This window comes from Streptomyces sp. NBC_00388, from assembly GCF_036061255.1.
Classification (GTDB): Bacteria; Actinomycetota; Actinomycetes; order Streptomycetales; family Streptomycetaceae; genus Streptomyces.
Window position 1 is genome coordinate 4212964 of sequence record NZ_CP107948.1, and the last position, 25841, is coordinate 4238804.

A 25841-nucleotide genomic window follows, 5' to 3' on the forward strand; every position below is an offset into this window, starting at 1 on the left:
GTGGGATCATCCTCTTCGCAGCTCGCTGACACCGCCACCTCCGCAGGCTTTGACTACATCTTTCCAGCCATCCGGGGCGTCCAGGCGGGGCGCGAGTTCTACGTGTCCATGTGTCCCTTGCGGCTCATCCCGAAGATCTTCCTGTTCGACGAGGACGAGCTGGCACCCGAGGTCCGTGCCCAGCGCATCTTGAACAAGGGACGTCTTCCTGCCCTTACTCGCTACATCGTTGAGAATCCTGACGACTACGTCTTCAGCGCGCTCACGGCATCCGTCGATGGAGAGATGCAGTTCGAGAGCATCTCCGACTCCGGCATGGGGATGCGCGCCGGACAGATCCGCATCCCGATGGCCGCCCGCTTCTTGATCAACGACGGGCAGCATCGACGCGCGGCCATCGAGCAGGCTCTGAAGGAGAATCCCGACCTCGGCGAGGAGACGATCGCAGTCGTCTTCTTCCACGACGCGGGACTCGCCCGGTGCCAGCAGATGTTCGCGGACCTTAACCGGCATGCCGTGCGCCCGCAGCGTTCGATCGGCGTGCTGTACGACCATCGCGATGACCTAGCCATCATGACGCGTCTCCTGGCCATGAAGTCCCCAGTCTTCAAAGGACACGTCGACCTGGAGAACAGCAACCTTGCTCAACGCTCACGCAAGCTCTTCACCCTCAGCGCTCTCTGCTCTGCCACCCAATCGCTCCTGCACGGGCTGGACCTGAAAAAGGACAAGGCCCAACAACTGGCCGAGGTGTATTGGGAGGCAGTTGACGCGGTTGTGCCCGAGTGGGGGATGGTGCGGCGCCGGGAGCTTGTGGCGCCGGAGGTGCGCAAGGATTACATCCACAGCCACGGGATTGCCCTGCATGCCCTCGGGCGGATCGGTAACTCGCTCTTGCGTAACTCCGAGTCCCCCGAGGTGTGGCAGTCAAAGTTGCAGCCCCTGACCTCGGTCGATTGGTCCCGCACCAACCCGGATTGGGAAGGTCGCGCGATGATCGGCGGGCGCGTCTCGAAGAGCCATCAGAACTTGACCCTGACTGTGAACTATCTGCGTCATCACATGAAGCTCGGGCTCAGCCCGGAAGAGCAACGTGCCGAGGACGCATACCTGCAAGGAGTTTCATGAGCAGCCCGAAGCCGACGGCCCCCTTCCAAGGGAAGGCGCTCGCTGAAGTAGTTGGTGAGCTCACTGAAGAGATTCGTGAGCTCTATACAGCTGACGAGGTGCCGTGGGTCATTGGCTACAGCGGCGGCAAGGACTCTACTGCTGTACTGCAGCTCGTCTGGCTGGCTCTCCAGGGGTTGCCGGCAGAGCAGCGCACGAAACCAGTACATGTGATCAGTACGGACACGCTTGTTGAGAATCCTGTCGTGGCTGCCTGGGTCACTCAGTCTCTCGACACCATGGGCAAGGCCGCGTCGGAACAGCAGCTCCCAATTGAGCCGCACCGGCTGATCCCTGAGGTCAAGGACACCTTCTGGGTCAATCTCATCGGTCGCGGGTACCCAGCCCCGCGCCCTAAGTTCCGCTGGTGTACAGAGCGGTTGAAGATCAAGCCGTCGAACGCGTTCATCCGCCGCGTAGTACGGCGTCACGGGGAGGCAATCCTCGTGCTCGGCATTCGAAAGACGGAGAGCCAGGCTCGCGCCCGAGTCATGGAGAAGCACGAGAAGCGCCGTGTTCGGGACCGTCTCTCGCCCAACGGGAACCTACCGAACTCTCTCGTCTACAGCCCCATCGAAGCGTGGGGGACCGATGAGGTTTGGATGTTCCTGATGCAGTACTCCAATGCATGGGGTCATCGGAACAAGGATCTACTGACCATGTACCAGGGGGCCTCTGAGGACTCTGAGTGCCCACTGGTTGTGGACGACACCACACCTTCCTGCGGCGACAGCCGTTTCGGGTGCTGGACTTGCACTCTTGTCGACAAGGACAAGTCCATGACTGCCATGATTCGCAACGACGAGGAGAAGGAGTGGATGCGACCTCTGCTCGCACTCCGTAATGAGCTCGACGACGTATCAAAGGAAGGGGAGACCCGGGACTTTCGCCGAATGAACGGAAGTGTCCAACTCTTCCACGATGGCGTCATCCACGGGCCCTACACGCAAGAAGCACGACAGACATGGCTTAAGAAGCTTCTTGAGGCGCAGACTCTCGTGAGGCGGATCGCCCCGGAGAGCGTACGTGGCATCGAGCTGATCACGATGGAGGAACTGCACGAGATCCGCCGAATCTGGGTGTTCGACAAGCACGAGGTCGAGGACACCTTGCCTGCGATCTATGAGAAGGCTACGGGGGAGACGTTTCCGGGGCGGCCTCTCGATGAGCAGCTTGTCCTTGGGGCAGAGGAGATTGACCTCCTCAAGGAAGTGTGCGATGGCGACGATATTCACTTCACGATGACTCGTGAACTCCTTGCGGTCGAGCGGCAGCACCGAACGATGACTCGACGTTCCGGACTGTTCAAGGAGCTGGAGAAGACGATCAAGAAGGGCTTCTACGAGAACGAGGACGACGCCCTGGCGTTCGCGAAGCGTAAGCGGGAGATCCGTGACACAGCCCCGACCTACCTGACGCTGAACGAAGAGATCACTGATGCATCTTCATAAGATTGAACTCCACGACTTTGGCGCCTATCGCGGCAGGCAGTCTCTTGATCTGAGAGTTCAACCGGGGCGTCCGATCGTCCTGATTGGTGGGCTCAACGGATGCGGCAAAACGACCTTGCTCGACGCTATTCAACTGGTCCTCTATGGCCCGCGGGCACGCTGCAGCGGTCGGGGGAGTCGCTCGTACGATTCCTATCTGCGCGAGAGTATCAATCGCAAGGCGAACTCAGCCGAGGGTGCAGAGATCGCTCTGGAGTTCTCCGTCATCGTGGATAGCCACGAGAGGAACTACCGCGTGATCAGGAGCTGGCGCCTGAGCGGCAAGCAGCTCAAGGAACACCTGAACGTTCATGTGGACGGCCAGTACGACCGGATTCTTAGCGAAGGCTGGCCCGACCATGTCGAGGACATCCTCCCCCTGGAAGTGGCCTCGCTCTTCTTCTTCGATGGGGAAAAGGTCGAGTCTCTCGCGGACCCTGAACGCGCAGCCGCTGTCATCGAGTCCGCAGTCCATTCCCTGCTGGGCGTGAGCACGGTTGAGCAGCTCCGTACTGATCTCCTTGCGCTACAGCGCCGACAGCGGTTGTCCAACGAGGATCAGGCCATCATCGACCAGATCCGAGCCCAGGAAGCCGAACACGAAGCGGCGAAGGCGGACGTCGAGGACCGCACGCAAAGGCTCGGCAGCACCAGGGTCAGATGCGATCGCCTACAGGTGCGCCTCAACAAAGTAGAGAAGTCATTCGAGCGAGCTGGCGGGAAGCTCTTCGAGCGGCAGAAGGAGCTGGAAGGTGATCGAGCAGCTATCGCCGATCGCCTGACGTCACAGCGCCACGCCCTGCGCTCTCTTGCGCAAGGACCTCTTCCTCTCCTCATGCTCCCTCAGCAGCTTGCCACGCTCCGGAACCAGGCAGAGCGAGAGAAGGAAGCTGATGACGCCACACGAGTCGTTGGCGTTCTGGAGGAGCGCGATGCGTGGCTCCTTGATCAACTCCCTGCGTCAGTTCCGGCTGCCGCCCGCACGGCCTTGAAGCGGAAGCTAACCACCGACCGCAACAAGCGCGAGAATGCGGCCGAGCTGAAGCAGAGCCTTGACTTGCCGTCGGACACTCTCCAGCAACTCTCGGCGCTCAACGAAGCACTCACCCGAGACGCGACCCGGGCCCGAGAGCTCCTCAGAGAATCCGCAGACACGGTTGATCAGCTTGACGATGCCGATCGCCTCCTAGCCGGTGTCCCAGACAAGAAGCTCATCAAGGATCTCGTCGAGGAGCGCAACGAGGCCATTGACGAACTCGCTGTAGCCAAGGCTGAACTCAGGCGCGGTGAGGACCTGCTGGCTGAGGCAAGGGGCCGTCGCGATCGGATTGGTTCTGACCTGGAACGAGCACAACAGAAGCGGGTCAAGACGCTGATTGAGATCGAGGAGCTCGATCGCATTGTGACCTATGCCGACAAGGCACGGGACACACTCGAGAAATTCGGCGCTGCTCTGCTACAGCGACACATTAGCCGCCTGGAAGTCGCTGTCCTTCAGAGCTTCAAGGCATTGATGCGCAAGAACGGCCTCATCCATGACCTGCGGATCGACACGGATAAGTTCAACCTCACTCTTGCTGACTCGGACGGAGAAGCCATTGATCCCGGACGGCTCAGCGCCGGCGAGCGGCAGCTACTGGCCATCTCGCTCCTGTGGGGTCTCGCCAAGGTTGCCGGTAACCGACTGCCGAGCGTGATCGACACACCCCTGGGTCGTCTCGACAGCCGACACCGTCAGCATCTGGTCGATCGCTACTTCCCCAATGCCGGACGGCAAGTGCTACTGCTGTCCACGGACGAAGAGATCGACGAGAACCTTCTGGGTCGATTGAAGCCATCCATCGCGCACACCTACACCCTCGTTCACGACGACACGACGTTCACCACCACCGTTGAAGCTGGATACTGGTGGAGCGCAGGAGTAACGCATGTCGCTTGAGACAGTTCGCCTTTCGCAAACGGCGAGAGAGCAGCTCATCTGGTTGAAGCGCAACACTGGTCTGACCCAGTGGAATGAGCTGTGCAGGTGGGCACTTGCCCTGTCGCTACGCGATCCGTCCACCCCGCTGGTCAAGGAAGTCACGACCGACTCCAACGTCGAAATGTCGTGGAAGACGTTTTCCAGTCCCTATGGAGACATCTACCTCGCTCTGCTCAAGCAACGGTGTCTGATGGACGGTGAAGAGCTGTCGGACGAGGGGCTGTCCAGGACGTTGACAGTCCACCTGCACCGCGGAATCGGCTTCTTGGCCGGCCGTAGCGACCTCCGTTCCATCGAGCAGCTCGTCTCCACCGCCACGGGGTAGCTCCGGGGCGCAGCACCACCCTTGGGCCCGTCCCTCCTCCTGGAGGGGCGGGCCCCTCGTGCGTCTTGTCAGCGATACTTCCGCGGCAGCAAGTGCCTGATGAAAATCTTCCAGAGCCACTGCAACAACGATGCTCCTCACCCGACCTCTTCAGGTGAGGGGGAGTCAGCCGCCTTGCCAAGCAGGGAAATCCGCCACGCGCGGCGGCCATCCTCGAGTACCCTCGCAAGACAACCGAATAGGCACAGCTTCACCTTCGGACGCGAGCCACCGCATGGGGCTCGCCGCCAGACAAGACGGAGCGAACATGATCAGCCACCCCGTTGAGGGGGCCGTTATCGCGTTGCAACAGCGGGCCCTTGTTACCAGCGACGCCTACCAGCTCGACAGGATCGACCGCGCACTCGACGAGCTTCTGCGCAACCCCTCTGACGAGTTCACGCCTGCGGAGTACCGCGTACGGTCGGCCATGGGGCATGCCTACGAGACGTTGGAGCGCCGCAAGGCCATCACCCCTTGCCGCGCCCTCGAAGAGGCTCACACCGAACGCGGGGTGCCGGACCAGGGCTATCCAGTCGTCGAGTTCCGCGAGTGGCTCCGCACGGAGCCTGGCATCTCACAGGCCCACCGCGTCGTCCTCCAGGCGATCGCGCAGGGAGAAGACGCCGAGAGCCTGTCTAATCGACAGGGACTGCCCGTGACACGCATGCGGGAGAGAATCAGCCGTGCACGAAAGAGCGCCCGTCAGCTCTGGACCGCATCGGCCGGGGTCGCGTGAGCGCCCGCCTCATGCGTATGAGTCCCTGGCTCATACGGGCACTCATCCCGCCCCGCGTAGTCGGCTCCTACGTGCTCTACACGGACACGGGTGTGCCGCGCTACGTCGGACGCAGCGACACAGACGTCCGGCGGCGCTTGCTTCGACACTGCACTGATCGAACCGGGACCTACTTCACCTACGACGTGCACTACAACCCCGCGAATGCCTTCGAGATGGAGTGTGCTCTATTTCATGCGCTCTCACCCGAACTAGCGAACCGCATCCATCCGGATCGCCCGAACTTTCACGAGACTGCTTGTCTCTTTTGCTTGCCCACACAACGGGCAGCACAGAAATTTCGCCGCCTGCCACAAGCTGACACCCCAAGGAATGAGGACGCAAAATGACGAGCCCCATTTTCCTGGCGCCCGATGATCAGCGCGCCAACATCATCCAAATTGACCGAGCCTTGGAATCAATGCGTGATGCCGGCTTCGATCTCACGGCAGCCATCGGTGAACCGCTGGACAACTCGATTCAGGCCGAAGCGACGCTAATGCGTGTCCTCCCGCTCTACGGGCCGAAGAGGAAATCGATCCACAGTTTCATCGTCGCCGATAACGGCGTGGGAATCGATCCATCGATCATGCATAACGTCCTGTCGATGGGCTACAGCGCCCGCTATAACCAGCGTGACGGCCTCGGCCGCTTCGGGATGGGCCTCAAGTTGGCTGGGCTCAGCCTGGGGGAGCGCATCGACGTCTACAGCAAACGTGCGGGCGACCCTCAGATCAATCACAGTTACGTCGACCTTGAAGAGGTACGCGACGGAAAGCAGCAATACATCGCGACCCGAGTGGTCACCGATTGGCCCGAAGAAGCGGGCAAACTCATGGTCGGGCGGGATGGTCGGCCGCTAGCTTCTGGGACTGTGGTGATTTTCGGCAAGATCGATCGCCTGCACAGCGGGGGAACGTACGGAACATCCCTGGATGAGAAGCTTTCCGATCTGCGTAAGTTCATCGCGCGCGCCTACCGCACCTACATCGATACAGGACGCACCTTCGAGCTCGATAGTAAGGTAGTCACGTTGCACGACCCGTTGTTTCTGCGGGACAACCCTCGAATTATCTCTAGGTACAAGCCTCAGAAGCTCGACCCTCGTGGTCACCTTATCGAGGAAGGCGACCTGGAGGTCGAGGGTTATAAAGTGCACGTCTCCGTGGCACTGGTGCCAGCTGAATTTCGTCCGTGGAAAGGTGCCGGAGGTGAATGCGACCATCGAGGCGAGGACATCCGGGATTTCCAGATCAGCGCCGAAAATGCCGCTAGGGTCAGTATCCTGCGAAATGGTCGAGAGATCTACTACGACGTGGTTCCACGGCTACTCGACTCGGCAAGTCGTAACGACAAGGTTGCCCGATACATCGGCATCGAAGTGACTTTTCCGGCCGATCTGGACGACTACTTCCAAGTGCGAAACGTGAAGCGTGGTGCCGAGCCCGTAACGAAGCTGCGCAACCAACTGCATGACTGGCTCAAGCGCCCGATGTCTCAAGCTCGTGTGCAGATTCGCCAGTACTGGGGGGAGGTTGAAGCTCGCGAACGCCTCAGCAAGGGTGAGCACAGCAGCAGCATGGCCGTCGCCGAACGCACCGATCCCAGCTTGCCCCGGGGCCTTGCAGGCAGGGACGTCACAGCGGAGCAGGAAGAGGAGGTTGTCCAGCACGCAGCGGAGGACATGGGTCTGAGCCCTGAGGCCGACGCAGCCAAGATTGCTGAACTCCGAGAGCAGGTCCGAACCAAGCCCATCACGCTACTTGACGGAAGCTGGCCGGGTAAGGAGTTCCTTGAGGTCCATCACCTCAATGGCAAGTCGGTAGTGAAGTTCAACCACCGGCATTCGTTCTTCCGCGATGTGTACGGACCACTCAAGAAGATCGCTGACGATGGTGCCGACGGCATGAGTCCGGAGGACATTCTCGACCTGGCACGCCGAGCCGAGGCTGCGATCGACCTTCTGTTCATGGGCTACGCGCGTGCTGAAGCTCAGCACGAGAACCCTGACGAGCAATTCAGTCAACTGCGCACTTACTGGGGCATGTTCACGGGCGCGATGCTCAAGGAAGAGCTGAAGGACGACTGACGTCTGGCCCGCGCCGGGGGCCAGGTCCTCCGGCGCGGCTGGGCCAGATCAAGCTGTCATGGCTTGTTCTGTCGGCATCACTAGCATCAGTTGCTGCATTGGGCCCCATGAGAACCCTGTGACCTGCAAGATGTCGTGAGAAGGCTTGAAGGCAACCCATCGCGACCGCGCAGCGGAGTCTGCCGGCGCCGCAACTGATACAGCGTAGAAAGGCAGTGAAGGATGTTCGGCTCGGGTAGCAGGCTCACGTTCCGTGATTACGTGCAGGGAACGTGGGGCAGTTTTGACACTCCTGCGGGGCGGGTCGACTACATCATGACGAAGGCGCGGCTCGGCGGTGAAGCAGATACACCTGAGCGTCAACTCACGAAGAGTTTGGCCCCCGTCCGCGAAGTCATGGACGCCGGCGACCTGGACTTCAACCAGCTTCTCCAGCGCGACCTCGACGATCACCGCGTGGCAGTCAATCTGATTCCCTACCTGCTAAAACCACAGACGACAGGCCCCGCCTTCTTCCCTCCGATCGTGGCCGTTCTGCTTCCCTTCCGCAGCAAACGGCCTACCTCCTTCCCAGCGCTCGGGGAGCTGGCGTCTATCAACGCCGACGAAGCCAGCTGGCAGGAGCAACGTGCAGGCAACGCCTTCCAGGTCCATCGGCTGCTTGCTTCCGACGGACAGCCACACGGTGCAAATGTGGGCAAGCTGTGGTGGAACCGATCTGAGTCGAGCCTGGTTGTCCTTGACGGCCAGCATCGCGCGATGGCGCTCCTGGCGATTGAACGCACCCTGACGAACTCATGGCAGGACACGTCCGCGGTCAAATACCGCTCCTTCTACGAGCATCAGGTGCGGCGTGTGCTGGAGCAGCACGGCGCCGGCGAGCCTGACCTGTCCAAGGTGGAGGTCCCGGTCACGGTGTGCTGGTTCCCGGAGCAGACAGGGGAAGCTTCCCGACCCCACGAAGCTGCTCGAAAGCTCTTTGTTGACGTCAACAAAGAGGCACGCCCTCCGAGCGAGTCACGCATCATCCTGCTCTCAGACGCTGAACTCTCCAATGTCCTCACTCGGAGCATGCTCAGCGAGCTACGCAGTCGCAGTGACGACTCTTACCTTCCTTTGTACGCCGTTGAGTACGACAACCCGGAGGTTAACAGCCACAGGCCCGCACGTTGGTCGGTCCTCACGAACATCAACCTGCTCAAGATGGCTGTAAACCGCTGCATCTTTGGGCCATCGAAGTACCTCACCAACGTCGCACAAGGAATCTCCGGCAAGGAGAGCGAATTGCAGCGCGACGAGTTCATGCGTAGCCAGCTCGATGTAGCCACACTGCTAGAGCGGTATTTCGAGGATGGGGGGATCCCCTTCGATCGAGATAACCTCGGGGACAAGCAGTTTCCCCTAGGGAAGATGGAGGCGATCAGCGCACGTTTCAAGGAAACTTGGGGCAAGGCAATCCTGACACTGCTTTCGAGGACCGCTCCTTATGCGGCACATGCAAGCGCCTTGACGAAACTGAAAGACGACTGGCATGTAGCCGACACTTTTGCGGCACTGGCTCACGACGCGCTGTTTGGCGGTGTTGGTGTGTTTTGGACACTCCGGGATAGCCACGACCACTACCTGGAGCATAGGGAAAATTCGGATCGCCGAGTCCCTAAATCGGATGTCATTCGGGCCTGGGAGGCGCTGAAGGGGAAGGAGGAGGATTTCGACCGGTACCGCGCTCAGGAGTACCTGGCGTCGACTCGCCCTGAACGCGTCAAACGGTGCAAGGATGCGTACAGTGTGCTCAACACTCATGCGTGCCAACTCGGCCTTGTTATGACGATGGGGTCAATTTGGGAAATCCGGAAGGCGCAGCCGGGTGGTGTGGAGCTCAAGGATCTGCCGAAATTCGCTGAATCTCTCGTGGACGCCTGGAACGCCTTCTTCCAGATCGAGCACAGCCGAGCCCGTGATCGAAAGGCGGCCTTCAACAAGTCGGGCATCACGAATCCGATCAATCAGATCGGAAATATGGAGTCTGCTCAGGCTGTTTACTTCCGCTATTTCTGGATGCAGGCGCTGGCTGTTCCCGCAGCATGGTCGCACGTAGCTCCATGGATGCCGCACCGTGATGAGTTCGACAGGAAGCTCGGCGAGGCTCGACGCATGTACCTGGATCTGTGCATCAAGCAACAGCTCAGGGCTCTTAAGACCAACCAGCCGACAGCAAAGGAAGATGAACTACGCCCCATTGCGGAGAACCAAGCGAACACTGCGCTCAGGAAGGCGCTTAAGGACTGGTTCGGTATGGCGGATAGTGAATTCGAGGCTTGGTTGAGCCAGCCTGTCCGCCGTAGCAAGCAGGGTGAACTTAGTCTGGACGATGCGGTAGCTGATGCATAGTAAGTGGCGAAGAATCTGAGATCTTGTTGCTGTCGCTCGTGATCACCCCTATTCCGCAAGAGTCGGCGAGCTCGCCGACTCTTGCGGAAGGCCGCGGACTTTCCCGAACCTCCCCTCGTGCCAGCGCAGTGGCCCTCGTGCGTCGCCCAGCGCTCCACCTGCTACAACAAGTCGGCCCAGTCCCAAAGCAGCCGTCAACCTCGCATCACTCCTGATGCGGGCGTGGCATTTGACGACAGGACCTAGAACCGAATCTGGCCGATCATGTCCGCGACACCGATGGCGAACCGGTTGATGTCTGGCGCCACGGAGGTGCTGGCCAGGAAGAACCCGAAGAGCACGCTCACAGCCGCAGGGCCGCCCTTCCAGGAGCCGCTTCGAGCAGGACCGTCAGGACGATCTCGAGAAGCAGAACGAGCAAGATTCTCAGAGACATCCGGAATCCGAGGCTTGTTCGGGTCCGTGCAGCTCTTGGCGCGCTTGGGTGAGTGCCTTACGCAGCGGATCGGGTTGTGTCAGCGATCTCGGCCCGCGTGGGAACACATGCCAGTGCAGCCCAGATGGCTCCGTGGCTCTGGATGGCGGAACGACGACGTGGCACTTCTGCCCCAGCGGTACCGTTCCCGGTTCCTCCCAGCCGTCGGCCGTGCCGGGCGGCACGAGGAAGTACAGGCGGGGTTCTGGGCCTCCAGGATCAAGAACGACTGGGCTGACCGGTACACCGCCGTCGTGGAAGAGCTCGATCGCGCGTCGGCCGATGACCTCAGTGGCGCGTACTGCGTCCCACCACTGGCCCGCCGAGCACAGCTCGGGTCCCTCGCCTATGGGCATCCATCGAGGCGGCAGGGCAGGAAGACGTGGGCTGGCATCGGACATGAGAAGGGCCTCCTCGCAACCATCAGTGAGGAGACCATTCCATTCAGTTGACGCCGCGAGCGGACAGATTGTCCGTGGATTTCTCTCGTGAACACCCTTGGCGGAGCCTCAGTTTGTGATAACTCCAGCCCAACTGCCAAAGCCTGAGAGCTCATTGGAAGGGTGGGTACCCGCACGCAGGAGTGCGGCCGTCGTCTCGCGGGCGGACGGGTGGAACCTCGTGTGGTTCGGAGCGACCTTCCGCGCGCGGCGAAGGTCCGCGAACGCACCTGTCCTGTCCGCCATCGCCAGCTTCGCGGATGCGACGTCGATGAAGTGGTGGCTTGACCTCTCGCCCACGGTTGCCGCCGAGGGCATCCACTCCTGTCCCGGCACGTCGGACCACTCCGTGAGGCGCGCCAGTGCCTGCTCCGTGTCTCCCGTGTCGATCATGGCGTGCACTTCGTGGATGCGAATGTTCGTTGGCCCGAAGGACATCTCGTAGGCGAGGGAGTCGCGGTTGCCGGCCATCGCGGCCACGGCCTCAGCCTCGCGCAGATAGTCGTCTGCCCGGTCCGGGTTGTTCTCCCTGGCTTCCAGGACAGCGAGCTTGAGCAGTAGCGCGCCATCGACCGCGAGGGCGTCGTTGGTGAAAGAACGCTCGGGCTGGAGTCGTTCCAGCTCCTGGCGAAGGCCGTGGAGCTTGCGGCGTGCCGAAGCGTAGGCGCCCTGGCGGAGCATTGCGCCGGCGACCAGGTATCCCGCGGTGAAGTTCATCAGCGGATCGCCCGACCGCTCTGCGGCCCATCGCACGCGTTCCAAAGCGGTGTTGGACAGATCGTGGTGCCCCATCTTGTGGGCCAGTGAGTTAACAGCTCGGTAGGCGCGCGCGAGATGCCAGAACGCCTGAGCCTGGTCACCATTGCGGCCACCGAGGGCGAGATGCGTCAGTTCCGTGATGATCGACGGAAGGAGCGGTCCCATGGGTGCGTAGCGCGCATCCCGGCGTAGAGCTGCGATCTGGTCGACCTCGGACGCAAGTACGGGCACTGCTCGCGGGGCGATCTCAAGTTCGTCCGGGAGGTCGTAGCACAGCATGATCCTGCGGAGTTCAGGCACGACGGCGTGCACTCCGTCCTCGGCCTCCGGCTCACCGTAGTACGGCTGGCCGGTCAGAACCTCGGGGCCGAAATGGAGCGCCTTGGCGAGCGCCAGAGCCAGCGATGGAGAAGCCTTGCGTGCGCCGGACTCGAGCTTCTGGACGTAGCTGGGCGATATCGCGACCTTTTGTGCCAGCTGGGCGGCAGACAGCTTCCGTGTTCGGCGGGCTATACGGAGGCGGTCTCCCAGCGTCAGGTTTTCACTCATCGGTGGATCGATCCCTTCGCGACGGAGCACTCAGTTCAGCGTACGGACAATGTCCAGCCTCGCGGATGCGCTCGCCAACTGTTAACGGCCTCGCCGCCAGCAGGTGAGGGCCCAGACATCAAGCTGTCCGAGTCACCAAATGTGTTGAGACCGCCATAAAGACCGCTTCTGTACCTGCTCGCAGGGCTGCATACGGGTTCGGCTCACTACCTATACCCATGCGGCTGGTCAAGGCTTATGCGTGAGAAAGCCAGGACAGTCTGTCCGCTCCCTGGTCCTCCTCGCTGCGATTGTTCGTACACAACGCACGCCGCTCGGGGATCAGTTCCGCAAAGAGCCACCCTGCTCCCTGTTTGCGCGACGACCCGGATGTCGTCCGGGGGTGGATGCCCGCTCGGCCAGAAAGTTCGGATCCGCACAGGATCGCCGTCCTACTGATGGAGCTCTGACATGCGCTGTCCGCCGACGAGCACTGACCTGGCGACGAGTGTGCTCACGCCCGGCACCGGAGCAGCATGCGACGCCGTGCCCGACGCTTGCCCGCCCTGGGCCCCGACGGCGGTGGAATCACGTCCGACGGCCGTGATTCTTGATCTCTTCGGCACGCTCGTCTCGGCCCCTGACTCGTCAGAACGGAGCGCTGCTGCAGCCCAGTTGGCCTGGGCCATGCGCTTGCCAATGGCGATCGCGGAGGCCGCTTTGTGCGGTAGCTGGCAACCGCGACACGACGGGCAGCTGCGTTCCAGTACGGCCGTCGCAACGCACCTCATTGAACGCTGTGGTGCTTCCGCAGCCTGCACGAATGAAGTTGAAGCGGTCCTGGCTCGGATGGCACACCAAAGGTTGCAGGCCGACAGGACTCTCCTGCAGGCCCTCAAAGAGCTCCGTCAGGGAGGGATCAGGCTGGCGGTCCTCGTCGGCATCGCGACAATCAAGGCCGTGGACGCAGTGCGGGCCGAGCGCGCCTCCTGTACCTGGGTGATCAGGGCCGCTCCGATCGCGGCCGGTGAGGGGCGCGGGGGCTTCGCAGTCGCGGACGAGGGTGCTGGCTGCCGGCGGGGCGGGCCAGCCTGCGGTGTCAGCTTGGGGGCCGCCGAACGCTGCCTGCGTGGAGTCCGCTCAGGCCGGTCCGGGTGGTGCCCGTGCTCCAGGTAGAAGCGTCCGTCATTGGTGATGTCCGCCTGCCACCTCCCGCTCTGCTTTGGCATGGCGATCAAGCCTCGCCCCTTGAGAGCGTGAGCGGTGGCGGCAAGTTCCGGGCTGTCTGAGGTAACAGGCTCCGTCCCCTCCCCGATGCGGGTGAGCAGGACCAGCTGGCGATCATTAAGTGGCGACCAACGGTGCATGGTTACGGTCGTACCGTCTGTGCCTGCATCAGCACAACCTGTATCGGATAGTTGCTCAGGCACCTCCGACGTAAGGGAGTCCCGTGTCGGCGCTTGTCACGAGACAGGGAGAGCGGTCTGTTGTGGCGGTGGCGGTAGCTGCATGACTCTCAGTACGTCATTGCAGGCAAAGATCCGGCCGTAGTTGCCCTCAGAACGCTGCTGCAGGATTCCCAGCTCGACGAGCTTCGCCACAGCCTGATTGGCGGCCTGGTACGTCACTCCGTAACGGTCGGCGGCATCCCTCACTGTGAGCATCGGGTACCCGATCAAGTCTTCTGCGATCTGGAGCGAAACCCCCTTGGCCCGAAGTGTGCGCAGCTGATCCATGAACTTCTGCTTGATTTCGATCAAGCCGCTGACCTGGCGCATAGCCTCGCTTGCCTGTGCCTCTACGGCCTGGCAGAAGAAGGAAACCCAAGGGTTGTAATCGCCTGTCACGCTGACGTCGAGCAGGTGGTCTTGGTAAGCGCGGCGGCGCACTTCGAGCCAGGGCGACAGGTTGAGGATGGGGAGTTGGAGCTCACCTGCTGCCATGAGCTGCAGGATGACGACGAGGCGCCCAAGTCGTCCGTTTCCATCGTTAAAGGGGTGAAGAGTCTCGAATTGGTAGTGACCGAGAGCCATCTTTACGAGGGTGTGCATCTCCTGACCTCCGTTGATCCATCCCTCCCAGGCAAGCAATCCATCGCGGAGTCGGTGATCGGGTGGTGCTGGGACGAAACGCGCATCCTCGACATTAGCGCTGTTGAGCCCAATGAAGACCTGGGTTGTCCGCACTCGCCCAGCGTCTCGGGTCTCGCTGGGGGTTCCCCGAACAAGGACTCCTTGGAGATGCTGTAGCAGCGCGAGGGTGATCGGTCGCTCGCCCACCCAGGCAATGGCTTCCTCAGCAGCGCGGACGTAGTTGAGTACCTCGGCAACCGACGCGGATAGCTGGGCGCGGTCCTTGAAGTCGGCTTCGAGGACGTCAGTGAAGGCCGCGTACGTACCTTCCAGAGCGGAGGTGCTTACCGCCTCGCGCCGGATAGAAGGCCGGACTAGGAGTCGCGGGTTCGGTAGCTGTCGAGCCGCCTGGTCAGCCCTTGCTACGGCAGCAGCAGCATTGGCGACTGCCAGATGGGTTGATCCACTGAGTTCGACGTTGTGTGGCAGGTCATCCGGCACGTATGCGCTGGCGTGGTAGTCACGGCCAGCGCGGGGGTCGTAGCCGCCGATCGGCACCAGGGTGCCGATCGGGGACTGTCCCAAGAGTTTCGCATCCACAATGTAAGGATACTCAGACATCCTTGAATTTCAGCCTCTGGATTTCAAGGATGGGGATCGAGTCGGCTGAGGCGTGGTGAGGGTTGCCTGACCTGCATGTTTGATCGGCTCGGCTGCATCCGCCTGCGGTTGTGTGGCCTTGAACTCTGATGCCTCAAATTCAAGGATGCCAGGGCGTCACTCATCGTGACGAAATGTCCGAGTCGTAAGGGCTGGATACGTGCGGCGAAGCCGGATGTGGCCCGCCCGATCTGATGCTTCCGGGGCGTGCAGTGGTGGGCTAGTGATGTGTCCAGCCGTAGGCAGCCATCGCGGCGGCAAGCCGGACGTCTCCCGGCGGAGTGCGTCGGGACTTTTCGCGGTACGGGTCCAAGGTCGTGAAGTCGGACTCTCTGTAAGGGAGCTGCATTCAGACTCGGCTCCCAAACGGCTCCCAAAACGCCCCCGGAAACCACTCAGGGGCCTGATCCACTAAGTGGATCAGGCCCCTGACCTGGTATTTCAGCTGTCGGGGTGGCGGGATTTGAACCCACGACCTCTTCGTCCCGAACGAAGCGCGCTGCCAAGCTGCGCTACACCCCGATTGTCGCCTGTGTGGTGGCGACAACGATTACTTTAGCGGACCCGTGGCCTGAGACGAAATCCGGTTTCCCCCGACAGGCTCATGGGGCCCCTGTGGCCACGGGGCCCGGCCCCCGTGGCGCCCCTACCGCCCCGCCGTCAGCGTCAGCAGGGTCGCTTCCGGAGCGCACGCGAAGCGGACCGGGGTGTAGCGGTTCGTGCCGCAGCCTGCGGATACGTGCAGGTAGGAGCGGTTGCCGCCGGACTCGTGGGCCGAGAGGCCCTTGACCCGGTCGGTGTCCAGGTCGCAGTTGGTGACCAGCGCGCCGTAGAACGGGATGCAGAGCTGACCGCCGTGTGTGTGGCCCGCGAGCATCAGGGGGTAACCGTCGGTCGTGAACGCGTCCAGGGCGCGCAGGTACGGGGCGTGCACCACGGCGATCGAGAGGTCCGCGCCCGCCTCCGGGCCGCCCGCGACCTCGGCGTACCTGTCCCGTTTGATGTGCGGGTCGTCCAGGCCGGTGAAGGCGATCTCCATGCCGTCCACCTTCAGCCGCCCGCGGGTGTTGGTGAGGTTCACCCAGCCCGCCGCGTCGAAGCCGTCCCGCAGGCCCTCCCACGGGTTGTGGACCACGCCCACCGCCGGCGCCCTGCCGTTGAGGCCGTGCTTGCCCTGTGCCTTCTCGAAGAGATAGCGGGCCGGATTACGGAACTTCGGTCCGTAGTAGTCGTTCGACCCGAACACGTACACACCCGGGAATTCGAGCAGCGGGCCCAGTGCGTCCAGTACCTCCGGTACGGCCTCCGGGTCGGAGAGGTTGTCCCCCGTGTTGACCACGAAGTCGGGCCGCAGCCCTGCCAGTGACTGGAGCCAGCGCTGCTTCTTGCGCTGGCCGCCGACCATGTGGATGTCCGAGACCTGGAGGACACGGACCGGCCGGGCACCCGCAGGCAGTACGGGCACGGTCACCCGCCGGAGGCGGAAGGAGCGCGCCTCGAATCCGGCGGCATAGGCGATGCCTGCCGCGCCAACGGCCGTGATTCCTGCGGTGACTTTGAGGGGGATCCCATAGCGTGCGCGCATACCTCCATCGTCGCAGACAGCGGGGCGCCACAAAATCTGTGGGCGGCTCGGGGGCCGCACCTGCGACACTTGGCCGCATGACCACGCTCAAGTCCACGCTGCACGCAGACCTCACCGACGCCATCAGGGCACGCGACGAGCTGCGCTCATCGACGCTCCGGCTGACCCTCTCCGCGATCACGAAGGAAGAGGTGTCGGGCACGTCGGCACGCGAGCTGACCGACGACGAGGTACTGAAGGTGATCGCCAAGGAGGCGAAGAAGCGCCGCGAGGCGGCCGACGCCTTCGAGCAGGGTGGCCGCGCCGAGAGCGCAGCGCGGGAGAAGGCGGAGGGCGAGCTGCTCGCCACGTACCTGCCGAAGCAGCTCAGCGACGACGAGCTGGGCGAGATCGTCACTCAGGCTGTCAGCGAGGCGAAGGCCGCGGGCGCCGAGGGGCCGCGGGCCATGGGCGCCGTCATGAAGATCGTCAACCCGAAGGTGGCCGGGCTCGCCGACGGCGGCCGGGTCGCCGCAGAGGTGAAGAAGCGCCTGCTCGGCTGAGGGGCCGGGCCGGGGCGGCGGCTTCCGCGGCGGAGTGCGCCCGCAGCACCCCCAGCACCCCGCCGCCCCCAGTACCCCGCCGCCCCCAGCACCCCGCCACCCCTCAGCGTCTCCTGGCGCTTGTGCTGTGTGGCTGGTGCACCGGCCGGGAGAGGCGAGACCCCCCGACCCGAAGAGGAGGGGCGCCCGGTGAACCCACCGGGCGCCCCTCCGCACGTCACCGCGCCTGCCGCATCTCCGCGGCCCTGCCCGCTCCGGGCGCCGGGCCGGCGTGACCGCGGTCGGCCGCGCTGCCTGCGCTACCTCCTGTGGTGGCCGTTGTTCCCGCCGATGAAGCCCGGCGGGAACGAGATGCCGCCGGTTCCGGGCTGGCCGCCGCCGTTCCCCTGGTCACCGCCGTTCGTACCACCGTCACCGTCACCGTCGCCGTTGCCGCCGCCGTCCGTCCCGCCGTTCCCCTGGTCGCCGGCGTTGTGGTCCCCGCCGCTCTTGCCGCCGCTGGAGTGGCCGCGCGGGACGTCCACCTGGTTGAAGGACGGCGTCTCCGACGGTGACAGGGCGCCGGTCATCGCCGTCTTCCAGATCGGGCCGGGGAGGCAGCCACCGCAGACCTCGTCGTAGTAGTGGCCGCCGATGTTGATGTTGGTCATCGGGATCTGCCTCGCGCCGTCGCTGCCGACCCAGACCGCCGTGGCGAGGTTGGGCGTGTAGCCGACGAACCAGGCGTTCTTGCGCTCGTCCGTGGTACCCGTCTTGCCCGCGTTGTCCCGGTCGCTGAGCCCGGCCTGCTTACCGGTGCCGTCCGCGACCACACCCTTGAGCATCTGGTTGACCGTGTCGGCGGTGTGCTCGCTCATCGCCGAGGAGCAGGACGACTTCGGCACAGGGATCTGCTTGCCGCCCGGCGCGGTCACCGACTCGACGGCGATCGGCGAGCAGTACGTGCCGCGGTTGGCGAAGGTGGCGTACACCGAGGCCATCGCCAGCGGAGTCGACTCCTGACCGCCGAGGGTGGTGGAGGGCACGGCCTGAAGCGGCTTGTTGTTGCCGCGGATGTAGCCGACCTTGTCCGCCATGGTGATCGTCTCGCAGAGCCCGGCCTTCTGCTCCAGGCGTGCGAAGTACGTGTTGATCGACTTGCCCAGCGCACTGGTCATGTCGAACGTGCCCTTCTCCGACGTGAGCTCGTTCTGCACGGACCAGGGGCTGGAGTCGGCCGGCTGGTTCTGGCAGGTACGGAAGCTCGTGCCGGGCAGGGAGATCTTGGAGCCCGTCGTGAAGCTCTGCGACGGGCTGATGCCCTTCTCCAGCGCGGCGGCCGCGGTGATCGGCTTGAACGTGGAGCCCACCTGGAAGCCCGCGTACGTGCCGCCCATCTTGTTGTCGACCGAGAGGTTCAGCACCGTCTCGTGCTTCGACGGATCCAGGCCGTACGGACGGGACTGCGCCATCGCGAGGATCTTGCCGGTGCCCGGCTGGACCTGCACCACCGCGTCCGCGATCTTGTCGTCCTTGTTGACCCGGGAGGTGGCCGCGACGTTGGAGGACGCCTGCGCCTTGGGGTCCAGTGTGGTCTTGACGGTCAGTCCGCCGACGGACCAGAGCTTCTGGCGCGCTTCCTTGGTCTTGCCGAAGGCCGGGTCCGTCAGGAACACCTTGCGGACGTAGTCGCAGAAGAAGCCCGCGCCCTTGACCGCGGTGATGCACCCGCTCTTGGGCCGGGTCACCTTCAGCTTGATCGGCTCGGCCATCGCCTTGTCGGCCTCCGGCTGCGAGATGTCATGGACATCGGCCATACGCTGCAGCACCGTGTTGCGCCGCTTGGTGGCCTCTTCCATGTCGTTGATCGGGTCGTAGCGGCTCGGGGACTGGACCAGCCCGGCCAGCAGCGCGGACTCGCCGATCGTCAGGTCCTTGGCGGACTTGGAGAAGTACCGCTGCGACGCCGCCTCGACGCCGTACGCCTGCTCGCCGAAGAACGTGATGTTGAGGTAGTTCTCCAGGATCTTCTTCTTGCCGAGCGACTCCTCGACCTGGATCGCGTACTTGAGCTCGCGGACCTTGCGGCCGAGGCTCTTCTGCTGGGCCTGCGCGACCTTGGTCGGGTCGTCGCCCGCCTCCTCGACGAAGACGTTCTTGACGTACTGCTGCGTGAGGGTCGAAGCGCCCTGGGCCGCGCCGCCTTCCTGCGCGTTGCGGTTGAGCGCGCGCGCCACGCCCTTCACGTCGATCGCGCCGTGCTGGTAGAAGCGCGCGTCCTCGATCGCGACGAGCGCCTTCTGCATGTACGGCGAGATGTCCTGGAGCTTCACCACCGTGCGGTCGCGTTCGTAGACCGACGCGATCTGGTTGTTGTCGGCGTCCAGGATCGTGGTCCGCTGGCTGAGCGGAGGGGTCTTGAGGCTGGCCGGGATGTCGTCGAAACCCTTGACGGTGCCCTTGGCCGCGAGCCCCAGCGCCCCGGCTGCCGGCAGGGCGATGCCTGCCAGTACAGCTCCGGAGAGCGCGGCGACACCGAGGAATTTGGCGGCCTGCTGGGTCGTGGTGAGACCCCCGCCGGAGCGCTTCTTTGGCATGAGGGCAGCCTACGTGGTGGGGGAGGAGCAGCTTCATTCGCCGGACACGCGGATATGCCTTGGCCTAAGCTGCACCTAACTGTCACAGCAGTGCCCCCCGGTATCAAGCCCCCTGGCGCAATGTCACCCTCCCCGAATGGGGTGAATGTGCGTCCGAATATGCCGCATGTGTAACCCGGCGTCCGATGTGGCGTGGATGAACTGCCCCGCTTTGTCGGGGTTGTTAAGAATGTCCATCACTCACTCCGTTGGGTGATCTACCGCGTACGCATAGTCCGTTCGGACCATTCAAGATTGGGCCCGAAGGGGGTGTTGCGCTGTGCCCACCTTCCGTAACGTCCTCAACTGGCAGCGGTGAATATGCCGCTGCCGCCGTGGGGGAGCCTCGAATTTCGGGAGAGGACGGCGCCGGGATGGGCTGGGTAACTGACTGGAGTGCGCAGGCAGCCTGCCGCACTACCGATCCGGACGAACTGTTTGTACAAGGGGCAGCGCAGAACAGGGCCAAGGCGGTGTGCACCGGATGTCCGGTGCGTACGGAGTGCCTGGCCGACGCGCTCGACAACCGCGTCGAATTCGGCGTGTGGGGTGGCATGACCGAGCGGGAGCGGCGCGCACTGTTGCGCAGGCGCCCCACCGTCACCTCGTGGCGTCGACTGCTGGAGACCGCGCGCACCGAGTACGAGCGGAGCACGGGCATCCTGCCCGCGATCGTCGTGGACGACGAAGCGTTCGAGGAGACGTACGCCGCCGTGGGGTAGGGCATGGCGTACGGACACGCGCCGCCGTGGGACGACGTCCCCCGCGCGGCGGACGCATGCGCCATGGGGGAGACCCCATGAGGCGGGTGCGCGCTGCGCAGATGCCGGGCGTCCTCGTGCGGAGGGCCGCTCTCAGGCCGGTGAACGACCGGTCGCGAGGCGATCACCGATGGCCCGGAGCCCTGCCAGGTCGTGGACATCACCGGGCAGTGCGGCCACCTCGGCCACGGCCACCTCGGGGTGGAGCGCGGTGAAGCGGTCACGGGTGCGCTGCTCACGCGCGAGTACCTGCATGCGTTCGGCGTGCAGTCGGAGCAGACCGGCGGTCAGTGCGTCGACCGTCGGCTCCGGCATGGCGTCCTGCGTGTCGGCCTCCGGGGATGACTCGGCGGGCTCTCCGGTCCTCGCCCGTGTCCCGGCGTCCTGCGCGGAGCCCGGTCGGGCATCCGCCTCTGTGGCCACGGGTGTGTCCGCGTGTGTGGTGTCTGCGTCTGTGGTGCCCGCGTGTGTCCCCGGGGATGCGGCAGGCGGTTTCCCGGGGTGCGTCCCTGACGTATCCGCATGCTCTGTGCGCTCCGCGGTTCCGGGCTCGGGGGAGGGGTCCGTGGAGTCACGAAGCTCTTCATTCCCGGCCTCCTGATCCACAATGCCGCTGTCGTCAAGATTTTCCGCGGCGGCCAGCGCCCGCTCCGCCGTGAGCCGCGCCGCCCCGCTTCCGTGCACCCTGTTGAGTACGAGACCGGCCAGCGGCATCCCGTCCGCTGCCAGCCGCTCCACGAAGTAGGCGGCCTCCCGCAGCGCGTCCCGTTCCGGCGCGGCGACCACCAGGAAGGCGGTGCCGGGCGCCTGGAGCAGCCGGTACGTGGCGTCGGCGCGGGTGCGGAAGCCGCCGAACATGGTGTCCATCGCCGTGACGAACGTCTGCACGTCGCGCAGGAACTGCCCGCCGAGCAGCTTGCCGAGAGTCCCGGTCATCATCGACATGCCGACGTTGAGGAACTTCATCCCGGCCCGGCCGCCGGCCTTCGCCGGCGCCATCAGCAGCCGGATGAACCTGCCGTCGAGGAACGACCCGAGCCGTTTCGGCGCGTCGAGGAAGTCGAGCGCGGAGCGCGACGGCGGGGTGTCCACGACGATCAGGTCCCACTCGTCGCGGGCGCGCAGCTGGCCCAGCTTCTCCATCGCCATGTACTCCTGCGTCCCGGCGAAGCCGGCGGAGAGCGACTGGTAGAAGGGGTTGTTCAGGATGGCGCCGGCCCGCTCGGCGTCCGCGTGCGCCTCGACGATCTCGTCGAACGTCCGCTTCATGTCCAGCATCATGGCGTGCAGTTCACCGTCGCCGGTGGCCTTGATGCCCGGCACCCGGCGCGGGATGTTGTCGAGTGAGTCGATGCCCATGGACTGGGCGAGCCTGCGCGCCGGGTCGATGGTCAGCACGACGGCCCTGCGCCCGCGCTCGGCCGCCCGCACGCCCAGCGCGGCCGCGGTCGTGGTCTTGCCCACGCCGCCGGAGCCGCAGCAGACGATGATGCGGGTCGCCGGGTCGTCGAGCAGCGGGTCGATGTCGAGGAAGGGCACGCTGTCCAGGCTCATGACGTGGTGTGCCTCCGCAGTTCCGTCGCCAGCCGATAGAGCCCGCCGAGGTCCATCCCCTCGCCGAGCAGCGGGAGTTCGTAGGTGGGCAGCTCAAGCCCCGCCAGTACGGCGCGCTGCTCGCGCTCCAGCTCCACCCGCTCCGCGTGGTCGACGGCCTCGGCCAGCAGCGGGGTCACGAGCTTCGCCGCTCCGCTCACACCCGCCCGGGTGAGCGCCTTGGCGACCTCCTTGCGGCGGTCGCCTGACACGGTCCGTACGGTCTGCTCGTCCAGGAGCGCGGGGCGGACCATGTTCACGATGACGTTGCCCACGGGAAGGTCGGCGGCGCGCAGCTCGGCGATGCCGTCCGCGGTCTCCTGCACGGGCATCTCCTCAAGCAGCGTCACCAGGTGCACGGCGGTCTCGGGGGACTTGAGGACGCGCATCACGGCCTGGGCCTGATTGTGTATCGGGCCGATCTTCGCGAGACCTGCCACCTCGTCGTTGACGTTGAGGAAGCGGGTGATGCGGCCGGTCGGCGGGGCGTCCATGACGATGTGGTCGTAGGCGAAGCGGCCCTGCTTGTTCTTGCGGCGTACGGCTTCGCAGGCCTTGCCGGTGAGGAGCACGTCCCGCACCCCGGGCGCGATGGTCGTGGCGAAGTCGATCGCGCCGAGCTTCTTCAGGGCCCGGCCCGCGCTGCCCAGCTTGTAGAACATCTGGAGGTAGTCCAGCAGGGCGCGTTCGGCGTCGATCGCGAGGGCGTACACCTCCCCGCCGCCGGGCGCCACGGCGATCTTCCGTTCCTCGTACGGGGACGCCTCCGTCTCGAAGAGCTGGGCGATGCCCTGCCGGCCCTCGACCTCCACGAGGAGCGTGCGTTTGCCCTCCGTGGCGAGGGCGAGCGCCAGCGCGGCGGCGACCGTGGTCTTCCCGGTCCCGCCCTTGCCACTCACGACCTGAAGCCTGCTCACGTATTCGAGCCTAACCAGTCGGGCCCGGTGGTACGCCCGAGGCAGTCAGTGACAGCGGCTACAGTCGCCGTATGGCCAAATGGGAATACGCGACTGTGCCGCTGCTGGTGCACGCGACGAAGCAGATTCTGGACACCTGGGGCGAGGACGGCTGGGAGCTCGTCCAGGTCGTGCCGGGACCGAACAACCCCGAACAGCTTGTGGCATACCTCAAGCGCGAGAAGTCCGCATGAGCGGGACCGTCGAAGCGCGGCTGACCGAGCTGGGGCTGACGCTCCCGGCCGTCGTTCCGCCGCTGGCCGCTTACCAGCCGGCCGTGCAGTCCGGTGTGTACGTGTACACGTCGGGCCAGCTGCCGATGGTGGAGGGCAAGCTCCCGCTGGTCGGCAAGGTCGGCGCCGAGGTCACCGCCGAGGAGGCGAAGGACCTGGCGCGTACGTGCGCGCTGAACGCGCTGGCGGCCGTGAAGTCGGTCACCGGTGATCTGGACCGTGTCGAACGCGTCGTGAAGGTCGTGGGGTTCGTGGCTTCGGCCCCGGACTTCACCGGCCAGCCGGGCGTGCTCAACGGCGCCAGTGAGTTGCTGGGCGAGGTCCTGGGCGACCGCGGTGTCCACGCGCGCAGCGCGGTGGGCGTGGCGGTACTCCCGCTCGACGCTCCGGTCGAGGTGGAGATCCAGGTCGAGCTGAAGGCCTGAGGGCCCGGGCTGGAAAGCCTGTGCGCTCGAAAGCCTGGGAGCCCGGCGGCCGAGGGCCCGGGGCGGGGGAGGAGCCGCGTCGCCGGGCGGGCGTTCCGCCCGTCCCGCGGACCGGTCCGCATCCTCGCCCGGCTCACCCCCTCGAACATCGGCGCGGGAGCGGTTAGCCTCCGGCCATGTCCCGAGGTCAGTGGTACCCGCCGGAATGGCCTGACCGTATCCGCGCCCTGGCGGCCGGCGAGCTCACCGCCGTCGCACCGCGCAGGGCCGCGACCGTCATGCTGCTGCGGGACACCGCGGCAGGACCCGCCGTCCACATGCTGCGCAGACGCGCCTCCATGGCTTTCGCCGGAGGCGCGTACGCGTATCCGGGCGGTGGTGTCGACCCCCGCGACGACGACCGCGCGGTGCGCTGGGCGGGCCCGTCGCGTGACGTGTGGGCCGCCAGGCTCGGCGTCGACGCCGCATCCGCCCAGGCCATCGTCTGCGCCGCCGTCCGCGAGACGTACGAGGAGGCCGGGGTGCTGCTCGCGGGCGAGACCGCGTCCACCGTCGTCGGCGACCTCTCGGGCGACGACTGGGAGGCGGACCGCGCGGCGCTCGTCGACCGCGCCCTCTCCTTCGCCGAATTCCTGGACCGGCGGGGGCTGGTGCTCCGGTCCGACCTGCTGGGTGCGTGGGCCCGCTGGATCACCCCGGAGTTCGAGCCGAAGCGGTACGACACCTGGTTCTTCGTGGCCGCGCTGCCGGACGGCCAGCGCACCCGCAACGCCTCCACCGAGGCCGACCGCACGGTCTGGGTGCGTCCTGAGGAGGCCGCCGGGGCGTACGACAGGGGGGAGCTGCTCATGATGCCCCCGACGATCGCGACGCTGCGCTCGCTCCAGCCGTACGGAACGGTGGCCGGGACCCTGGCGGGAGCACCGGCACAGGACCTCGCACCGGTGCTGGCACGGGCCCGGCTGGACGCCGGTGAGCTGGTGCTGAGCTGGCCGGGTCATGATGAGTTCACCCGGCGACTGCCGGCGTCGGGAGCCCCGGAGTGAACGGCCGGGACCCCGGGACGGCGGTCCGGACGACAGGAGCCCCGCGTGAGTGACGCCGCAGCCCTCCCGGGCCAGCCCAGGGGCGGAGTGCTGTCAGGACCCGCCACATCACGGGCGGTCAACGTCCTGGCGCCGAACGCCTCCGCCATGACCCTCGACGGCACCAACACCTGGATCATCGCCGAACCGGACTCGGACCTGGCCGTCGTCATCGACCCTGGCCCGCTCGACGACACCCATCTGAAGGCCGTCGTCGCGACGGCGGCGGGCGCGGGCCGGCGCATCGCGCTCACGCTCCTGACACACGGCCACCCCGACCACGCGGAGGGCGCGGCGCGCTTCGCCGAGCTGACGCGTACGTCCGTACGGGCGCTGGACCCCGCGCTGCGGCTCGGTGACGAGGGACTCGGCGCGGGGGACGTCATCACCACCGGCGGCCTGGAACTGAGGGTCGTGCCGACCCCGGGCCACACGGGCGACTCGCTCTCCTTCCACCTCCCTGCCGACCGGGCAGTGCTGACGGGCGACACGGTCCTGGGCCGCGGCACGACGCTGGTGGCGCATCCGGACGGACGGCTCGGCGACTACCTGGACTCGCTCCGGCGGCTGCGCTCGCTGACGGTGGACGACGGGGTGCACACGGTGCTCCCGGGGCACGGGCCCGTACTGGAGGACGCCCAGGGCGCCATCGACTTCTACCTCGCGCACCGGGCCAACCGGCTCGCGCAGGTGGAGACGGCGGCCGAGAACGGCTTCACTGCGGCTTCGGAGGTCGTCGCCGAGGTGTACGCGGATGTCGACCGGTCACTCTGGCCCGCGGCGGAGCTCTCCGTACGGGCGCAGCTGGAGTACCTGCGGGAGCACGGGCTGATCTGAGCCGCCGAGGGCGCG

The 25841-nt window shown here is 65.0% G+C and carries 19 protein-coding genes, 1 tRNA gene and 1 pseudogene; 13 read left to right on the forward strand and 8 right to left on the reverse strand.

Going from position 1 to position 25841, the window contains the following annotated elements; translation table 11 throughout:
• From dndB to OG917_RS18955, 7 genes are all read left to right on the forward strand, one after another.
• Positions 1-1128, forward strand: coding sequence for a DNA sulfur modification protein DndB (dndB, locus tag OG917_RS18925; RefSeq protein WP_328318791.1), 1128 nt, complete (start codon positions 1-3; stop codon positions 1126-1128).
• The gene (gene dndC / locus OG917_RS18930) at positions 1125-2618 is read left to right on the forward strand and encodes a DNA phosphorothioation system sulfurtransferase DndC (RefSeq protein WP_328318792.1); all 1494 of its coding nucleotides are present in this window, start codon (positions 1125-1127) and stop codon (positions 2616-2618) included. Before dndB ends, dndC begins: the two co-directional genes overlap by 4 nt.
• On the forward strand, positions 2605-4596 hold the full coding sequence (gene dndD, locus OG917_RS18935) for a DNA sulfur modification protein DndD (RefSeq protein ID WP_328318793.1): 1992 nt from the start codon (positions 2605-2607) through the stop codon (positions 4594-4596). The genes dndC and dndD overlap by 14 nt, the downstream gene beginning before the upstream one ends.
• A complete protein-coding gene (gene dndE, locus OG917_RS18940; protein WP_328318794.1) occupies positions 4586-4963 on the forward strand; it encodes a DNA sulfur modification protein DndE in 378 nt (125 codons plus the stop codon). Before dndD ends, dndE begins: the two co-directional genes overlap by 11 nt.
• Before the next feature lie 307 nt (positions 4964-5270).
• Positions 5271-5741, forward strand: coding sequence for a hypothetical protein (locus tag OG917_RS18945; protein WP_328318795.1), 471 nt, complete (start codon positions 5271-5273; stop codon positions 5739-5741).
• Between the two features lie 385 nt (positions 5742-6126).
• Complete coding sequence (locus OG917_RS18950; protein WP_328318796.1) at positions 6127-7869, forward strand: ATP-binding protein; 1743 nt, start codon at positions 6127-6129, stop codon at positions 7867-7869.
• Positions 7870-8091: 222 nt separating this feature from the next.
• Positions 8092-10260, forward strand: a complete 2169-nt coding sequence (locus OG917_RS18955; protein ID WP_328318797.1) for a hypothetical protein — start codon at positions 8092-8094, stop codon at positions 10258-10260.
• A gap of 242 nt (positions 10261-10502) precedes the next feature.
• On the opposite strand, the pseudogene OG917_RS18960 reads toward OG917_RS18955, so the two are convergent.
• The 5 genes and pseudogenes from OG917_RS18960 to OG917_RS18980 all read right to left on the reverse strand — a co-directional run bounded on the left by OG917_RS18960 (position 10503) and on the right by OG917_RS18980 (position 16779).
• Positions 10503-10696: pseudogene (locus OG917_RS18960) on the reverse strand (hypothetical protein).
• Between the two features lie 548 nt (positions 10697-11244).
• The gene (locus tag OG917_RS18965) at positions 11245-12513 is read right to left on the reverse strand and encodes a helix-turn-helix domain-containing protein (RefSeq protein ID WP_328318798.1); all 1269 of its coding nucleotides are present in this window, start codon (positions 12511-12513) and stop codon (positions 11245-11247) included.
• Positions 12514-13925: 1412 nt separating this feature from the next.
• Positions 13926-15134 carry a Fic family protein gene (locus OG917_RS18970; protein WP_328318799.1) on the reverse strand — a complete coding sequence of 403 codons (1209 nt, stop codon included), beginning with the start codon at positions 15132-15134 and terminating at the stop codon, positions 13926-13928.
• Positions 15135-15642: 508 nt separating this feature from the next.
• Positions 15643-15716: transfer RNA gene (locus OG917_RS18975), tRNA-Pro, on the reverse strand.
• A 124-nt stretch (positions 15717-15840) separates the two neighbouring features.
• The gene (locus tag OG917_RS18980; RefSeq protein ID WP_328318800.1) at positions 15841-16779 is read right to left on the reverse strand and encodes a metallophosphoesterase; all 939 of its coding nucleotides are present in this window, start codon (positions 16777-16779) and stop codon (positions 15841-15843) included.
• A 77-nt stretch (positions 16780-16856) separates the two neighbouring features.
• On the opposite strand from OG917_RS18980, the gene OG917_RS18985 reads away from it, so the two are divergent.
• Complete coding sequence (locus tag OG917_RS18985; RefSeq protein WP_328318801.1) at positions 16857-17321, forward strand: GatB/YqeY domain-containing protein; 465 nt, start codon at positions 16857-16859, stop codon at positions 17319-17321.
• Between the two features lie 299 nt (positions 17322-17620).
• Here OG917_RS18985 and OG917_RS18990 read toward each other — a convergent pair whose 3' ends face one another.
• Positions 17621-19897, reverse strand: a complete 2277-nt coding sequence (locus tag OG917_RS18990; RefSeq protein WP_328318802.1) for a transglycosylase domain-containing protein — start codon at positions 19895-19897, stop codon at positions 17621-17623.
• A gap of 413 nt (positions 19898-20310) precedes the next feature.
• On the opposite strand from OG917_RS18990, the gene OG917_RS18995 reads away from it, so the two are divergent.
• Positions 20311-20658, forward strand: a complete 348-nt coding sequence (locus tag OG917_RS18995) for a WhiB family transcriptional regulator (protein WP_327296178.1) — start codon at positions 20311-20313, stop codon at positions 20656-20658.
• A 132-nt stretch (positions 20659-20790) separates the two neighbouring features.
• On the opposite strand, the gene OG917_RS19000 is transcribed toward OG917_RS18995, so the two are convergent.
• Entirely contained in the window at positions 20791-22251 is a 1461-nt protein-coding gene (locus OG917_RS19000; RefSeq protein WP_328318803.1) for an ArsA family ATPase, read from the reverse strand.
• A complete protein-coding gene (locus tag OG917_RS19005; RefSeq protein WP_328318804.1) occupies positions 22248-23207 on the reverse strand; it encodes an ArsA family ATPase in 960 nt (319 codons plus the stop codon). Before OG917_RS19005 ends, OG917_RS19000 begins: the two co-directional genes overlap by 4 nt.
• Positions 23208-23278: 71 nt before the next feature.
• Here OG917_RS19005 and OG917_RS19010 point away from each other — a divergent pair, with 71 nt between their 5' ends.
• The 4 genes from OG917_RS19010 (at position 23279) to OG917_RS19025 (ending at position 25826) form a co-directional block, all read left to right on the forward strand.
• The gene (locus tag OG917_RS19010) at positions 23279-23440 is read left to right on the forward strand and encodes a DUF4177 domain-containing protein (protein ID WP_164258849.1); all 162 of its coding nucleotides are present in this window, start codon (positions 23279-23281) and stop codon (positions 23438-23440) included.
• Positions 23437-23904 (forward strand): RidA family protein, encoded by a 468-nt coding sequence (locus OG917_RS19015; protein ID WP_328318805.1) that lies wholly within the window; start codon positions 23437-23439, stop codon positions 23902-23904. Before OG917_RS19010 ends, OG917_RS19015 begins: the two co-directional genes overlap by 4 nt.
• A gap of 176 nt (positions 23905-24080) precedes the next feature.
• Positions 24081-24950: an NUDIX hydrolase gene (locus OG917_RS19020; RefSeq protein WP_328318806.1), complete on the forward strand. Its 870-nt coding sequence runs from the start codon at positions 24081-24083 to the stop codon at positions 24948-24950.
• A gap of 45 nt (positions 24951-24995) precedes the next feature.
• Positions 24996-25826 (forward strand): MBL fold metallo-hydrolase, encoded by an 831-nt coding sequence (locus OG917_RS19025; protein WP_328318807.1) that lies wholly within the window; start codon positions 24996-24998, stop codon positions 25824-25826.
• Positions 25827-25841: the final 15 nt, after the last annotated feature.